The organism is Listeria sp. LM90SB2, assembly GCF_028867355.1.
Classification (GTDB): Bacteria; Bacillota; Bacilli; order Lactobacillales; family Listeriaceae; genus Listeria; species Listeria monocytogenes_B.
This window is the reverse complement of the sequence record NZ_CP046449.1, coordinates 130,858-146,624: the sequence shown is the minus strand read 5'-3', so window position 1 is coordinate 146,624 and position 15,767 is coordinate 130,858. Positions and strand designations below refer to the sequence as shown.

Annotated in this window: 18 protein-coding genes and 1 riboswitch; of the genes, 2 read left to right on the top strand and 16 right to left on the bottom strand. The window is 39.0% G+C overall.

From position 1 onward, the window contains the following. Positions 1-80 precede the first annotated feature (80 nt). The 3 genes from GL301_RS00740 to GL301_RS00730 form a co-directional block, all read right to left on the bottom strand. The gene (locus tag GL301_RS00740) at positions 81-1,655 is read right to left on the bottom strand and encodes an ABC transporter substrate-binding protein (protein WP_003724033.1); all 1,575 of its coding nucleotides are present in this window, start codon (positions 1,653-1,655) and stop codon (positions 81-83) included. Positions 1,656-1,741: 86 nt separating this feature from the next. Continuing rightward, a riboswitch (SAM riboswitch) is annotated at positions 1,742-1,844 on the bottom strand. A 136-nt stretch (positions 1,845-1,980) separates the two neighbouring features. Further along, complete coding sequence (locus GL301_RS00735; protein WP_003724964.1) at positions 1,981-2,259, bottom strand: GNAT family N-acetyltransferase; 279 nt, start codon at positions 2,257-2,259, stop codon at positions 1,981-1,983. A gap of 11 nt (positions 2,260-2,270) precedes the next feature. Beyond that, complete coding sequence (locus tag GL301_RS00730) at positions 2,271-2,504, bottom strand: (4Fe-4S)-binding protein (protein WP_003724961.1); 234 nt, start codon at positions 2,502-2,504, stop codon at positions 2,271-2,273. A gap of 166 nt (positions 2,505-2,670) precedes the next feature. On the opposite strand from GL301_RS00730, the gene GL301_RS00725 reads away from it, so the two are divergent. Next, entirely contained in the window at positions 2,671-4,179 is a 1,509-nt protein-coding gene (locus GL301_RS00725; protein ID WP_003724960.1) for an IMP dehydrogenase, read from the top strand. A 69-nt stretch (positions 4,180-4,248) separates the two neighbouring features. On the opposite strand, the gene GL301_RS00720 is transcribed toward GL301_RS00725, so the two are convergent. After that, positions 4,249-4,998, bottom strand: coding sequence for an EAL domain-containing protein (locus tag GL301_RS00720; RefSeq protein ID WP_003724959.1), 750 nt, complete (start codon positions 4,996-4,998; stop codon positions 4,249-4,251). A 187-nt stretch (positions 4,999-5,185) separates the two neighbouring features. Between GL301_RS00720 and GL301_RS00715 the strand changes: the two genes are divergently transcribed. Next, positions 5,186-7,540: a bifunctional metallophosphatase/5'-nucleotidase gene (locus GL301_RS00715; RefSeq protein ID WP_014929150.1), complete on the top strand. Its 2,355-nt coding sequence runs from the start codon at positions 5,186-5,188 to the stop codon at positions 7,538-7,540. A gap of 37 nt (positions 7,541-7,577) precedes the next feature. Here GL301_RS00715 and GL301_RS00710 read toward each other — a convergent pair whose 3' ends face one another. The 12 genes from GL301_RS00710 to lmaA are packed head-to-tail and all read right to left on the bottom strand — an operon-like array spanning position 7,578 to position 15,758. After that, positions 7,578-8,306 (bottom strand): N-acetylmuramoyl-L-alanine amidase, encoded by a 729-nt coding sequence (locus tag GL301_RS00710; RefSeq protein ID WP_003724957.1) that lies wholly within the window; start codon positions 8,304-8,306, stop codon positions 7,578-7,580. Continuing rightward, positions 8,287-8,709, bottom strand: a complete 423-nt coding sequence (locus GL301_RS00705) for a phage holin family protein (RefSeq protein WP_003724956.1) — start codon at positions 8,707-8,709, stop codon at positions 8,287-8,289. Before GL301_RS00705 ends, GL301_RS00710 begins: the two co-directional genes overlap by 20 nt. Before the next feature lie 18 nt (positions 8,710-8,727). Further along, positions 8,728-9,264 carry a hypothetical protein gene (locus tag GL301_RS00700; RefSeq protein ID WP_003724955.1) on the bottom strand — a complete coding sequence of 179 codons (537 nt, stop codon included), beginning with the start codon at positions 9,262-9,264 and terminating at the stop codon, positions 8,728-8,730. Continuing rightward, complete coding sequence (locus GL301_RS00695) at positions 9,261-9,740, bottom strand: hypothetical protein (protein WP_003724954.1); 480 nt, start codon at positions 9,738-9,740, stop codon at positions 9,261-9,263. The genes GL301_RS00700 and GL301_RS00695 overlap by 4 nt, the downstream gene beginning before the upstream one ends. A 14-nt stretch (positions 9,741-9,754) precedes the next feature. Beyond that, entirely contained in the window at positions 9,755-10,330 is a 576-nt protein-coding gene (locus GL301_RS00690; RefSeq protein WP_003734718.1) for a hypothetical protein, read from the bottom strand. Between the two features lie 14 nt (positions 10,331-10,344). Beyond that, positions 10,345-10,644, bottom strand: coding sequence for a hypothetical protein (locus tag GL301_RS00685; RefSeq protein WP_003721751.1), 300 nt, complete (start codon positions 10,642-10,644; stop codon positions 10,345-10,347). Further along, positions 10,634-11,770 (bottom strand): phage tail protein, encoded by a 1,137-nt coding sequence (locus GL301_RS00680; protein ID WP_010958675.1) that lies wholly within the window; start codon positions 11,768-11,770, stop codon positions 10,634-10,636. Before GL301_RS00680 ends, GL301_RS00685 begins: the two co-directional genes overlap by 11 nt. Positions 11,771-11,779: 9 nt before the next feature. Then, on the bottom strand, positions 11,780-12,598 hold the full coding sequence (locus GL301_RS00675) for a phage tail family protein (protein WP_003734720.1): 819 nt from the start codon (positions 12,596-12,598) through the stop codon (positions 11,780-11,782). Continuing rightward, a complete protein-coding gene (locus GL301_RS00670; RefSeq protein ID WP_003731178.1) occupies positions 12,595-14,463 on the bottom strand; it encodes a phage tail protein in 1,869 nt (622 codons plus the stop codon). Before GL301_RS00670 ends, GL301_RS00675 begins: the two co-directional genes overlap by 4 nt. Continuing rightward, entirely contained in the window at positions 14,450-14,854 is a 405-nt protein-coding gene (locus tag GL301_RS00665; protein ID WP_003740367.1) for a hypothetical protein, read from the bottom strand. The genes GL301_RS00670 and GL301_RS00665 overlap by 14 nt, the downstream gene beginning before the upstream one ends. 41 nt (positions 14,855-14,895) lie before the next feature. Then, complete coding sequence (locus GL301_RS00660) at positions 14,896-15,198, bottom strand: hypothetical protein (protein WP_003721745.1); 303 nt, start codon at positions 15,196-15,198, stop codon at positions 14,896-14,898. A 47-nt stretch (positions 15,199-15,245) separates the two neighbouring features. Then, the gene (lmaA, locus tag GL301_RS00655; protein ID WP_003721744.1) at positions 15,246-15,758 is read right to left on the bottom strand and encodes a protein LmaA; all 513 of its coding nucleotides are present in this window, start codon (positions 15,756-15,758) and stop codon (positions 15,246-15,248) included. Between the last annotated feature and the right edge of the window lie 9 nt (positions 15,759-15,767).

The following is a 15,767-nucleotide window of genomic DNA, read 5'->3' as shown; positions in this document are numbered from 1 at the left end:
ACTAAAAATGACAAGTAAAAACCTGAACCTGCCAAAAACAAGCATGGCAGGCCAGATTTTTTACGAATGATTTTTAATTATTATTCCGTTAAATATAGTTTAGAAAGATCACGGAACATGGTTACTGGTTGTGGTGTGGCAGCTTTTTGACCACCGTAACGGCTATCAAGAGCTAGCACTGCATTATCATAAGAAATTGGATAAATTACAGCGTCATCAGCAATGGTGTTTTGGATTTTTTCATAGATTTCTTGACGTTCTTTATCGTCTGCAGTTACAGCACCTTTTTCCCAAAGTGCATCTAGATCTTTGTTGTGGTAGTTCGAATAGTTATATGGCGCATCGCTTAGGTATAGGGATTTATACGCATCAGGATCGTTCCCCATGATATAACCATTTAGTGCGATAGAGTAGTCTGCGTTTTTGCGGTCAAGTGTGATGTTGCTTAGTGCATTTGGATCTGTTGGTTTCAAGTCAAGTGTCACGCCGATTTCTTTGTATTGTTGTTGCAAGTAAAGCGCGATACTTTCTTGTGATTTACTGTTGTTTAAATAGTAAACAGTTAGTTTTTGACTTGTATCAAAACCACTTTCTTTTACTAATTTTTTCGCTTTGGCAATGTCTTGGTCGTATGTTTCTACTTTATCCGTGAAATATTTTGTGTTTTCTGTTAGGAACGAGGAAGCTGGTTTTGCGTATTCATCTGAACCGTATGCAGCATCAATGATTTCTTCACGATCAAGCGCATAAGAAAGGGCTTGGCGAAGTTCTTTTGATTTAAGTGCTGGTTGGTTTTCGTTGAATGTTGCATAGCTTAAGCGATTTTCCGGGTAAGTGATAATGTTTACCGCGCTCGCTTTTTCTACTTTGTTTCTATCAGAAGGTTGAATGGATTTTAGGTTGATTTCGCCATTTTGCAGTGCTAAATTAGCAGCGTTTTGGTCTTTTGTGATTCGGAAAGTAACTTTATCCAATTTTGGTTTGCCGTCAAAATAGTCGTTGAATCGTTCTAGGGAAACATATTCGCCTGTTTTGTATTCAACAAATTTGTACGGACCTGAGCCGATTGGATTTTTGTTTTTATCACTTTTCTCGATGTTTTCTACCCCTTCAAAAATGTGTTTTGGAATTGGGAAGAAAGTTTTAATTGTATTTTCAAAGGCTGGAGCAACAGTTGGTAAAGTGAATTTCACCGTTGTGTCGTCTACTGCTTCTACTTTTACAGGTTTATCGTCAAAAACAAAGTTGCCGCGGTTCGGGCTGTTTTGTTTTGTATCTAAAATAGAATTTACAGTAAATACTACATCGTCTGCAGTTAAAGGTTTGCCGTCGTGCCAAGTTAAACCATCTTTTAGTTTCACAGTGTAAGTTAAGTTGTCATCTGAAATATCTAAGCTTTTTGCAAGTGCCGGTTTCCCGTCAACTTCCCAAAATAGCGGTGCGTAAACAGCTTGTTGAATCGTTAATGTTACACGGTCAGAAGCGTAGTTCGGATTGATAACTTCTGGATCCCCAGTAACGCCGATAATTAGAGAGCCGCCGTCTTTCGCTTTGCCTGAACCATTTGCTTTGTCTGAACTAGCGCCAGAGCCTCCGCAAGCCGTTAACACCAAGGCAAAAACCGAGATAACCGCTACTAATAAAAATTTCTTCATCTAACAAAAACTCCCCTCTTTAAGCGCTAAAAAATAACGCTTCCTCTGTTTTTTGGTCAGAATCGAAGCGCCTCATTAAAAGCTACTACTTATCTGCCAGAATATTACTTCTGATCGGAATTAGCATAGAACTTGCGCTCCGCTGCTGGGCTTCACTGGGCCGATTCCCTCCACCGCTCTTGATAAGAAAACGTAATACTATTATTCCTATAAGTTTACTGTGAATTAAAGATACACTGAAACAAAGCAGATGTCAAGAAGAGAAAACCGGAATTCTAAAATTTTTTATAAAAATAGACTAGGCATAAAACCTAGTCTACACTTCTTATTTTGCAGCTTGTACTTCTTGATATTCCGGCTTCTTAGCAAATTCTGCTTTCGCAAACGGACAAAGCGGAACAATTTTCTTTCCTTCTGTTTTCGCTTTTTCGACCGCACGTTTCACAAGTTCTTGCGCTATTCCCTGACCTCGAGCCGCATCATCAACGCCTGTATGGTCAATAATAAACATATCTTCCCCAGTTGGCACAAAAGTCACTTCACCAACCTCGACTCCTTCATCATTTACCGCATAAATTCTATTTTCACCGTTTTTATATTCCATCTGATATCCTCCTATTTTTCGATATATTGAAGCGCTCCACTCGGGCAAGTATGAATCACCCGTTTCGCTTCTTCTTTCGATACATTATCCGGCATAATCCATGGTTTTCTATCCAAATTAAAAAGTTCTGCGTTACCTTTTACACAATTACCCGAATGCTCGCAAATATTTGTATTAAAATAAATATCTACCTCCGCCCCGCGATACTTCCGGTAGCCACGTTCTAGCAATGTTTCTTCGTCCATCTGATTACCTCCTTCGCCAAAGTTTCTCTACCTTTCATCTATTCCACTCTTCCCCCAAAAGAAAACGTCCGAAAAAGCTCCCCCAATCATTGACTTTCCATCCAGTTATTGAAATAATAAAGATATTTTATAAATTCATTTAAAAATAGAAGAAGGAGTGGAAATAATGGCATTTTATTTTGAAGAACCGTCCCGCACATTTAGTGAATTTTTACTTGTCCCAGGCTACTCATCCGCTGAATGTGTTCCAACAAATGTTAGCTTAAAAACACCAATCGTAAAATTTAAAAAAGGGGAAGAATCTGCTATCACAATGAACATTCCGCTTGTTTCCGCAATTATGCAAGCTGTTTCTGATGATAATATGGGGATTGCGCTTGCGACAGAAGGTGGCGTATCATTCATCTTCGGCTCCCAGTCCATCGAAAGTGAAGCTGCAATGGTTTCTCGCGTGAAAAATCATAAAGCTGGTTTCGTTATTAGTGATTCCAACATCAGCCCTGACAAAACACTTCAAGACATCCTTAATTTAAAAGAAAAAACGGGTCATTCTACAGTAGCAGTTACAGAAGACGGCACAGCGCACGGTAAATTACTTGGAATCGTGACAAGTCGCGACTACCGCGTAACGCGCATGAGCCCTGATGAAAAAGTAGCAGATTTCATGACTCCTTTCGAAAAATTAGTTACTGCTAACAAATCGACCACTTTAAAAGAAGCTAACAACATTATTTGGGACAACAAATTAAATGCCCTACCACTTGTAGACGATAACGAGCACCTAGTCCATATGGTATTCCGCAAAGACTATGACTCTAATAAAGAAAATAAATTAGAACTACTTGATTCCTCCAAACGTTACGTTGTTGGAGCTGGTATTAACACGCGCGACTACGAAGAACGTGTTCCCGCTCTAGTTGAAGCTGGCGCAGATATTCTGTGTATCGATTCCTCTGAGGGTTACTCCGAATGGCAAAAACGCACACTTGACTACGTTCGCGGTAAATACGGCGATACGGTCAAAGTTGGCGCAGGGAATGTTGTTGACCGCGATGGTTTCCGTTATCTTGCAGAAGCTGGCGCAGATTTCGTTAAAGTTGGCGTTGGTGGTGGTTCCATTTGTATCACGCGTGAACAAAAAGGTATCGGACGCGGGCAAGCAACTGCACTAATTGATGTGGCTAAAGCACGCGATGAATATTTTGAAGAAACAGGTGTATATATTCCAATTTGTTCTGATGGTGGAATTGTTTATGACTACCACATGACGCTAGCTCTAGCAATGGGCGCTGACTTTATCATGCTTGGTCGTTATTTCTCTCGTTTTGACGAAAGTCCTACTAATAAAGTGAATTTAAACGGCACGTATATGAAAGAATATTGGGGTGAAGGAGCTAACCGCGCGCGCAACTGGCAACGTTATGACCTTGGCGGCGACAAGAAATTATCTTTTGAAGAAGGCGTAGATTCTTATGTTCCTTACGCTGGATCTTTGAAAGACAATGTTGCCATCAGCCTTAGCAAAGTACGCTCTACTATGTGTAACTGCGGCGCGCTCAATATCCCTGAATTACAACAAAAAGCAAAAATCACCCTTGTTTCGTCCACTTCTATCGTAGAAGGCGGCGCGCATGACGTGGTTGTAAAAGATGCTTCAAATAATTTAATCAAATAAAATAAAATTGGTTGGTGTGAATTTGGTAAATTACCATTCTCACACCAACCAATTTTTTATTTATACATCTTACACAAAGGAATATTTTTCTTTAATATCTTCCATCGGTAGTGGTCGACTAAAATAATAGCCCTGGAAATAGTCTACTTTCATTTCCCGTAATTTTTCGACTTGCTCCATGTCTTCTACGCCTTCTGTAACTACTTTCCCGCCTAAATCATGACACAAATTGACAATCGCTCGAATAATAATTTGTTGTTTTCGATCTGTTTTTAAAAGCGCGATAAAGGACATATCTGTTTTCACAATATCAATCGGTAAGCTGCGTAAATACGCAAGCGAACTATAACCTTTCCCAAAATCATCCATACTTACTTTGACACCAAGGTCTTTTATTTTTCGTAAGTTTTTATCCGCTATAGCTAGTTCCGTTATTTCGCCTCGTTCGATAATCTCTATTTCTAAGCATTCCGGATACTTTAAATGTTCTTTCACATAATCATGTAAAAAAGTCATATACGTACTGCTCGCTACATAATGTGCCGGAATATTAATCGAAATTGAAAAACGTCCTCCTAGCTGATTAATCTGTTTTATCGCTGTTTCAGCAACAAAATCTTGCATTTCCCGCGTTGCATTTAAAAGGACAATATCATCAAAGAAATCAATTGGAGCCAAAATGGTTGTTGCCGTTTTTAATCGAATCAAACCTTCAAAGCCAATAATTTTATTCGTTTTCGCGTCTACTTTTGGTTGATAATATAGCAAATAACTATTTCTCCTAATTGCATCCCATATTTCCGTACTTGAGATATCCATCTTATCCCTCCTTTTTCTCTAGTTTACCCTTTTTTCCATCGAAATGAAAATATAGCCAAATATTATCACTACATTTACACAAAATCCATATTTCCTATTGCTAGGGTGATTCCTCTTTGCTACAATTATAGCTAGGCACCTATGAGTTAGCGCTTACAAAATTGCCACTGGCGAAAAAAGGGAGAGTGTGAAAGTGAACAAATTTTTCAAGAAAACTACACATGTTTTACTCGTAGCAGGGCTCACAATCGGACTTACAGCACCATTCACCGGGACAACAGCACAAGCAGCAGCGGATACCGTTCCCATTCAGATTTTGGGAATAAATGATTTCCACGGAGCGCTTGAAACAGCCTCTAAAGATGCATCAGGCTCACCAATTGGCGGAGCAGATTACTTAGCTACCAATTTGGATAATGCCACTAACTCATTTTTACAGGCAAATCCTGGGGCGACAACTGACAATGCTATCCGTGTTCAAGCGGGCGACATGGTCGGCGCAAGTCCAGCAGTATCAGGTTTACTTCAAGACGAGCCAACGATGAAAGTTCTCCAAAAAATGAATTTCGAAGTCGGCACATTAGGTAACCATGAGTTTGATGAAGGATTACCAGAATACAAACGAATTTTGGACGGAGTTTCTACAAACAAATTCGGACCAATCGTAGAAGCTTATCCACGCGTTAAAAGTGACATGAAAATCGTCGCAGCTAACGTGGTCAACAAAGGAACAAACACAGTCGCAGAAGGCTTTTTACCATACTATGTAAAAGAAATTGATGGCGTCAAAGTTGGCTTCATCGGTATCGTTACAACAGAAATTCCTAATTTAGTTCTTGCAAATCATATTAAAGACTACGATTTCCTTGACGAAGCAGAAACAATCGTTAAATACTCTGCTGAACTAAGAGGCCAAGGCGTTAACGCAATCGTTGTTCTATCTCACGTTCCCGCACTTTCTACTGGAAATCCTAACACTGGAACAAAACAAGATGTAGCTGGCGAAGCTGCTAATATGATCACAAAAGCAAATGAATTAGACCCAAATAACTCGGTCGATTTAGTTCTTGCTGGACACAATCACCAATACACAAATGGATTAGTCGGAAAAACTCGTATCGTTCAAAGTTACAACAATGGTAAAGCTTTTTCAGATGTAACTGGCGAACTTGATAAAACTACCGGCGATTTCGTTACACCACCTGACGCTAAAATTACATACAACACGAGAAGCGTCACACCAAATGCCGATATTACAGCTGTTACTGAAGATGCGAAAAGCCGCATTGAAGGGGTTATCAACGAAACTATCGGACTAGCCAATAAAGACGTTATTTCTCGTGACACCAATCCAGACAACAAAGCAATTGATGATAAAGAATCAGAGCTTGGTAACATGATTACAGATGCGCAACGTTACATGGCAAATAAAGCCGGCGCCGATGTCGACTTTGCTATGACTAACAACGGCGGAATTCGTTCTGACCTTACTACTCGTCTTGCAAATGGCCAAAACGAAATCACATGGGGCGCGGCACAAGCTGTTCAACCATTTGGTAACATTCTTCAAGTAGTAGAAATGACTGGTGCTGATATTTTGGAAGCTCTAAACCAACAATATTTAAGCAACCAAACTTATTTCCTACAAATTTCTGGATTAAAATATACTTTCACTGATACAGATGACTTAGATCATGCGTACAAAGTTGCAAGCGTTACAACAGAAGACGGAACTCCTTTAAAAGCCGACCAAAAATACAAAGTCGTAATCAATGACTTCCTATTTGGCGGTGGCGATGGATTTTCTGCCTTCAAAAAAGCAAACCTAGTAACTGCAATCGACCCAGACACTGAAACATTCATCAACTACATCAAAGACCAAAAAGCTGCTGGAAAAGTCATTACAGCTCAAAAAGAAGGACGTAAAGTCTACAAATCCCAAGCTGAAATCGACAAAGAAACCGAAGATGCAGCTATCAAAGCAATCAAAGACGCAACAAAAATCAATAAACTAGCCGAAAAAGACAAAACTCTAACTGGAACAACTTTGCCTGGCGCAACTGTCTCTGTTCAAAAAGCAACTGCTAACGCAAGAATGGCCCTTGCTGCCGGACCTAACGCAACAGCTGACGCAAATGGCAAGTTTTCCGTAGATGTAACATCTTTAAACCTTAAAAAAGGCGACCAAATCACAACAACTATCACTGACCCGAACGGATACAGCACCACTTTCCAAGCAACGGTTCAAGCTGCGGCAACAACTCCTCCAGATAATGGAAACGGCGGCACGGACAATGGTAATGGAAACGGAAATAACGGTGGCACAGATGGAAATGGCGGAACAAATAACGGTAACGGCTCCGGCACAAACGGCGGAACTACTACTACCGAAGATCCGACAACTACGACACCAAACACATCAACAACAGGAACTTCTGCTAACACATCCTTACCAACAACTGGTGATACAGCTGGATTTGCAACTGTATTCGGTATTGTTTTAACGACTACTGCGCTTTATGTTTTGCGGAAGAGAAGTTAATTGAGAAAAAGGAGCAGCCAAATTGGCCGCTCCTTTTTTATCTTTTTCCTGTATTAACTTCTGTTTTTAAAACCCAACTTCCTGGAACACCCTTTGTAGTAGTTAAATTAAGCGTTTTTTCTGTTTCTTTATAAACAAAAACCTTTGTTCCTGCTTCTAAATATCCTTTAATATTTGTGCCTGATATAGCATCATCACTTGTCAAATATTTACCTGCCCTATATTTTGTTACCATAGCCCCAAAAATCTCTTGTACTGCTGCTACAATTCCTAAACAATAATCAGTTTGATAAGCTTTCTTCTCAAGAATTAATGCATCAGTGCTATCACAAAAACCAGCTTCCAGTAAGATAGCGTCCATTGCTGTTTCTCTTAATACAGCAAAATTAGCCTTCTTCATCCCACGATCATTCATTCCGTGTTTAGTAACTTTAGCAATAATATTTTTATGAATGATTTTCTGTATTTCTACCGTTGCAGCCGGGACGGATGTGTAAATATAATCTTCATATCCTTTACCGCCACCAGCATTAAAATGAAGCGAAATAAATAAATCAGCTTTAAAACTATTCGCCTTCTTCGCACGATCACTTAATTCATAGAATGTATCATTTGTCCTTGTCATTCCCACTTCAAAACCAGCTTTAACTAACTCCGTTTGAAGTTGTTTTGCTACAGTTAGTACCCAATTTTTTTCAACAAGTCCATTACCACTCGCACCTGAATCCTTACCACCGTGTCCAGCGTCAATCCATATCTTTGTCATGCTTTTCCTCCTCGTCCCCTGACTTAGAATCGAAAATCAAAATTAAATTTTTCAATACTTCCGGGACCTTCATTCCCATTCGAACAAAATTTTCCAAGATGGAAATCAGCTCATTCGCCAAATAGAAAAAGATAACCGCATCCCGCGTTGTATTATGCGTTCCAAGAATCAAATCTATTTGATGCGCAATAGCCACTAAAATTAAGATAGCGATTTTTTTCGCGATTCCTTTGAAACCCATTTTGCTGCTAAGTTCCCCAAGATACCCTGAAGCGAGTAGCCCAGAAATATAGTCAGCTACAATAAAGCACACCAGCACTTTTACCAATAAATCCACTTCCCCAAACAAGTATCCAAATATCGCGCCAAAACCTAAAATCCCAATTTTTAGTATGACTTCCATGGAAAACCTCCTTTTTAGTTACATTACAGTTAGCTGACGTAATGCCCAAGAAGCATTATTAGTATTATCATTGTGTCCAGCAACTTCTGTTTCAGAAACATATAAATATTTTCTTTCCCCATAAGTTGCTGAGGGCATAGGAACTAACAAACCTTTACCTGCTAATTCTGCTAATTGAGCTTTCGATAAGAAAACAGAGTGATAATAATAATCTAAAGGAGTATTATTTGCTGAATCGTAACGACTGAATAATAAAGTGATTCCAAATTTCAGTTTGGAAGAATTCCATGTATATTTTTGACCAGCAGCCATAATATTGGCCCCTTTAAATATTACTGTTCCTTTTCCAATCGTATCAACATAATCCTTCGCACTATTCAAAGCAGTATTCGCCTTTTGTTCCGCACCCGCAGTAGTTTCTTTCTCGTTCCATGTCGCCTTCTCTTCCTCTGAAACCGACACAAGTCCTTTAACAGCCTCTGCATGTGTTTCTGGATAGAATTGTTCTAGAGTTCCATGTTCGTTTTTCTCTGACATTTTTACAATTTTAGTCATTCTATAACCTCCTTAATAGTTTCCAGCGCGATTATTTGCATCGCGTCTAGTTTTTCTTTGTCCTCTTTTGCCAAAAAACCACTTTCTGTAGTAGTTGCTTCTGCATGCGTGTGGTTTATCTCTGCTGCATCTAAGTCCGCTGCGAATAAATCAACAATCCCTGTTTTGCCATTTATGCTTGTCACGCCAGCTTCTGGTGAAACTAATTGATCAATCTTTTGTTTATCAAAAGAACTCATAAAGCCGTCCGTCGTGTATGTTGCGACTTCGTGGTTGTGGCTCTTTTTGGCAGCGTGGACATCTTCTGCATCTAGCAACACGCGCCCAGCCTTACCATTAACACTAACCACGCCTGTCGGAAGCTGGCCTGACACATATTCCGTCAACCCAACAATCCCCGCAACATGCGTCTCTGGATAAAATTGTTCTTTTGAATTATCTTCTTTTGTCTGCAGCATTCGCTTTATTTCAGTCATTGCTCACTCCTCCTTTATGCACCAACTGGCTCCATTTGGTAGCGTTCATTCGTTCCAATTTTTGCAAAGACTAGACTTGTTAAATTTTCTGAGAAGCTTGTCTCGCCTGTTTTTTCAAGAACAATATCCGCGTCTTCATTAAGGCTTGATATATTTAAAAAACATACGGTTTGCGCTTCCGAGATTGTTTTACTTGTTAGCAGCCCAATATCTTGTTTTTCCATATTTATAATAGTATTCACGTCAAATTGCACCGTGCTTTTTTTATTGTAAATTAGCTGTTCTTGGTTTAAACGTTCTCTTAGTACTGGGTAGCGTGCGCCAAATGCATCCACTCTGGCGTCGACCACTTCACTTAACTGCTCTGTCCCGCTAATCAATTCATTTACCCTTGCATTTACCGCCTTATCCACAGTATCAATTTTGTTATTTAAAGTAGCATCTGCTTTATTTACATAGACATAAATCGCGCTTAAACCTGTTGAAATAAAATCGGACCAATCCATTAATTTTTGCCAGTTGTCATTTGTTTTATTTCTAAATTCTCGACCTTGAAGAAGCATTTCCCATTTCCATAAATCCAACTTCATACGCAACCTCCTTCCTATTCCACTTTTGTTGCCTTTAGTTCACCAGCATTTGTGACAGTTATTTTGAAATTAGAGCCATTTTCAGAAACCAAAATTGCGTCCTGTTTTTTATTCCAATTGGCAATATCGATTGCAGTCACATTATTTTTTTCTGCATTAGCTTCGATTCCATTTAATTTCGTTTTGTCGCTGGCGGGCATTAATCCAGATGTAGTAGTTGTAGCCGAGTCCAAACCTTCCACAGCCGTTACATGTGTCTTCGGATAGAAAACTGTATCATCTACATTTTTTAACACTCTAATTTCAGTCGCCATCTACCACACCTACTACTTCCGTTAAAATTCGTGAATCATAAGCATTCATTGCGATGCTCGAAAACGAATTAATTTTATTTGTATCTACGCTCGCTTTTTTCACTTGATTAGCAATTTGCGTTTGAATTCGGACCATATCTCGTCGCGAATTACTGAAGCCAATTTCTTGAAACTTCTTACTCCAAGGATGACTCGATTTAATTTTCGTTACTTTTACTTCTGTTTCAAACCCCATCGGTTCATGAATGAAATACCAAACATCCCGCTCTGAAACAGGTTCTTTTCCTTTGTAAGAAATAGTAAGCGCTGTTTCTGGAACATCTAGAATTTGTTTCTTTGCAAAAATTAATAAGTCATCATTGTTCGTGATTTTGTCATCACTTTTAGCATTTGCCATTCGTTTCCCGTAAATAGCCTCATTTGGCGAAGTATACGTGACAACCGCCATGTACTTATTATCTCCAGTCAGCTTATCGGCATTCTCTTTTTGCTTGCCGTAACATTTTATCTCCGTCTTCAAATTATCTGTGTTCGTATCCACCGAAACTTCTTCCGTATTATATAAATAACGAAATTGCTTCTCTGTCCTTACATACCAACTTTTTTCATCGTAAAAATAAAGCTTTTTATTATCTGCAAATAAAATTGCTCCGAATTCTTCCAAACATAAATTCACTAGCTCTAAGCCATTTTTATTTCCTAAGTCCTCTAGTTCAACTAAAGGAAAACTCCCTTGAATTTCATAAGAAAATCCTAGTACATTATCTTGTAACGCAAATTCCAATACCGTTTGAATCGAATATTTTTTTCGTCCAGATTTCACGTTATACTGCACATGATCTTGCACTGTATAACAAATATGCTGGGCCGTAATCTGCTTTGAAAGTGTTCCTCCAATAGATTTTGGCGTACATTTTTTAATAACAAATTGCTGCCCTTGATATGTTAAAATTGCTTCATTTCCTACCAAGTCAAAAATTGCTGCATTCTGTTTCGTTTTGTTCACAGTAAACGAGATAGCACGACTTGTATTTTTTTCATAATCGTAGGAAAAGGAGCCGTAATCAATGTCTGTTAGAATCTCTTCCACTTCTTTGTCCATACTTTGAATAATCACATAATCCATATCTATCACCTACCGATAAATGAACGGAAAATTAAAAGCAATCGTTACATCCGTTACACCTTTGATTTCAAAATCGTTCCAGCCTTTTTCAAGGGTGATAATCCCATGATTGGTATCTTTTCCAACACGGCGGTTATTAACAAGTGGATAAATATTGTTCAACAGTAAAACATCTGTTTTTTGTAGCTCTTTCCGATACTCGAAGGATTCTCCCGTTGTAAGATTATGAATCGTTGGTGTCCCATTCGCCGTCATAGCAATATCTAATTCATGTCGCATCAGTGGATTAACACGGTCGCTCCCCGCATTATAGACCCGAAATGTATTTTCTTTAAAAATATAAAATAAATCATCACGGTTCGATAAATTCATTCCCATTTGCCATAAATCCACTTCAAAAGTCATAGGGTCAAGGCTCGTGCCACGTGACTCCGCATAGCCTTTAAATACATCAAATTCTATAGTGAGTAAACCAACACGATCCGATTCTCGACTAAAATCAACTGGTTTAGGATGCACCTCATACCGAATTCCTGGCATTTGATCGCTCCAAATATAATAACTATCGCGCTGGAATAAAAATTCATAAATTTCTCTGACTGCCAAATGATAATCTGGAATATCAAGTGCTTGCAAATTACATTTTGCTGAAAAGATAAACGGTTTAAATTGGGTCATTCCCGGGATAACCCCATCAGTCCCAGCGATTTCAGCAGTTTCCATGCTTAACTGGGGACTTTGTCTGGAAACTTCTTGTACAGAAAGACCTGGAAATGTCTCACTAAGCGAATGCACTTTTCCATTTAATTCTAAAAACAAGTCGCTCATGAATAAGCTGCACCTCCCATTGTGTAATTGTACTGATCAAATGAGTTAGCTTGGTTACGGCTAACTACCTCGGCTACCACTTTGTCATCCATTTTGATTACAGGATTTTTTTGTAGTAAGCGCTCGAGAAGATTTTCAACTCTAGCCAAATCAGCGCCTTGACTCGTGTAAAGCATTGATTTATTTCCGCGCGCACTTTCCCTTGCGTATTTCATCGTTGCATCGTGCGGAATTACTTGCGAACCCGACGGTAAAACCACCATTTCGCCTCGGCCGCCTTCATTCATTCGAGCAAAGCCACCTTGGAAATTTGTTGTACCGGAAATTAATTGTGGTATTTTGCCGATTTCAACGCCTGGAATCTTATTAATTAAACCAATGGCTCCATTAATCCCTCGAATTACGACGTTTACAAAACCTTTGACATTATCTACCACGGTTTGAATTGCACTTGAAACACCATCGAAAATATTTCCTACAAAATCAGTTAAACCACCCCAAGCACTTTTGATTCCGTCAAAAACACCTGTAATAATGCGCTTCACTCCGTTAAACACTGATGAAACCGTAGTAGAAATACCTGTGATGACTGCTTTGATTCCTTCAATAATTCCGGAAATCGTCGTCATAATGGCATTCCAGATTTTGGATGCAACAGTAAATACCATTTGGAAAGCTGCACCAATAATCGTCACGATAGTCGTAAAGATATTAGTAATAAAGCCAATAATTGGTTGCACAATCCCGATAACCGCCGTAATAACACTCGCAATAAAGCTAATAATTTTCCCAATAACACTAGCAATCGTCGTCGCAATAATAACGACGTAACTAATAATCGTTGTGATAATCGAAACAATAACGCCAATAATCGTCATAACAATCGGCATAATTTTACTTATATAAGAAATAATCGTTACAACAATTTGTACAACCACCGTCGCAATTTGCATGATTATCGGAATTAAAAATTGAATAACGCTCATAATGCCTTGAATCACTGTCATGATGCTCGGTAATAGTGCCGAAACAAGTGACATAACAACTTGAACAATCTGCATAATAACAGGCATAAGCATGGAAATCAGCATATTAATAAACGGCATTAATTGGGCTAACAATTGCGCAAAAAAGCTAATAAATTGCATAACCATCGGCATTAACGCGGCACCAATTTGCATAACCGCAGTAACAATTTGCATGATAATCGGCATTAAACTGGCGACAAGTTGACCGAACAGTTGCGCAACCTGTGTTACAACTGACATCACCGTATTTCGGAATGATTCATTCGTCGTCATCAAATACGCAAATGCAGCTACTAACGCTACAATCCCGATAATTACTAACCCCATTGGAGAGGTCAGTTTACCCATAATTCCACCAACGCCACCAATAGATGACATCAAACCGCCTAGATGCTTCTTCAATTCCATAAATCCACTAGCTAGATTTGTAATTCCTTGAACGCCGCCAGATACTCCACCAAGCATTGTACTCATGCCACCAATCCCGGTTGCCAAGCTTGAAAATAACGTACCATTTTGCACACTTGAACCTAGATTTTTAAACGCATCCGTGATTCCACCAACAGAACCAACCGCAGTACCGAATCCGGATGTAATCGCCTCACTACTAGAACCCAGTTGTCCAAACGCCGAACTAATCGTGCCAAGCCCAGACTGCAGCCCACCTAAAGATTCGGAAATTTTCGAACCTGGATCAGCATTTCCAACATCTTCAATAGTCATTTTGAGCTCTGAAAACCGCCGCTCTACAACCATCGCCATCTCATCTAGCCTGCCAACTTGCGCTGTTAAAACGCTCTCGTTCAGTTCAAATGTAAAACTTTTAGAATCCGCCATTCACTTTCCCCCTTTCTTCTTTATTCTTAGGTCTTCGTAACCCATTTGCACCATAAATCCGATCAATCCACGCTTTACCTTCCTTCGCTTCATTATCGGAAATTGCTTGAAGTGCATTTACTGTATAATTAACATCGGCTTTCTTCTGACGTTTTTTATGCAAGTCGATAAAACGTGAATTTCGTTTTCGATTGAGATTTTGTTCCGCATTTAAAACTGCATTTCGAAGCATAGTAGATTCAAAAATCACCTTGTTTTCCCATTCTTTCATGATGAAATTTTTCTCCACTTCAGTAAGTTCTTCAAAATCATGCTTGGACATCTGAAAATTAACTACAAAAAAAGCGAATTGTTTTTCCAAATCAAAATCATGGTTCATTTCACTATCCACTTCTTCGTCCTCAGCACCAAAATACTCAAATTCAATCTGTTTTAACGGAACAAAAAACCCATATCCTCTTGCAATTTCTCAATAACAGCTACATTAAGCGAAATTAAGCCTTGTTCTTCTACTAATTTGTCGAAAATCTCCAAAGCTTCTTTTTGTTTTACAGGTACTAAGCCTTTTTCTTCCACAAGTCCTGAAACAAATAGCGTTTCAATCACTTGGTAGCTCAAAATCCCTTTATTCGCAGTCAAAGCTGCAACTAAACTAATCCCTGATGTTAATTCCACCGTTTTAACTTTTTGTTTATTAAATCGTAAAATATAAGTTGTATCATTCACTTCAAACATTTATTTTCCTCCTAAGGGAAAGCCACTTATTTCAGTGGCTCTCTATTTTATTCTGCTGGTGCTACAGGTGTTTCGCCGGGCATTTGATCTCCGCCCTCAGTAATCGTTAAATCAACAAGCGCACCCATTCCGTCTAGTTTTACAGAGTAAGTCATCGCTTCATCAAAAGGTGCTTCAAAACTATAGTCAGCTACAATTGCCAAACCACCGAAAAGACCTTTTTTAGATGCTTGATTAATGATTTTCACGCAAACCGGGCTATCACTTTCGAAATATTTCGCCAATTCTTTGTGAGACTCTGCATCAGCGACATATAATCCGTCATTTTCAATTGACCATTCTTTCATACCGCCAATTTTGGATTTCCATCCGCCAACTGTATCTTTAGATGTAATTTCAATGCTATCTTTAGAACGGTTTACAGTTAGACCTTGTTGCCCCGCAACCGCTAATAGCTTATCCCCCGCTGCGTTAAAAACTGCTAAAATTACATCTTTCCCCGCGACCGCTTTAGCAGCTCCCGGTGTATAATCACAATATAAATTCTCTTCAAATGCCATTAATATTTC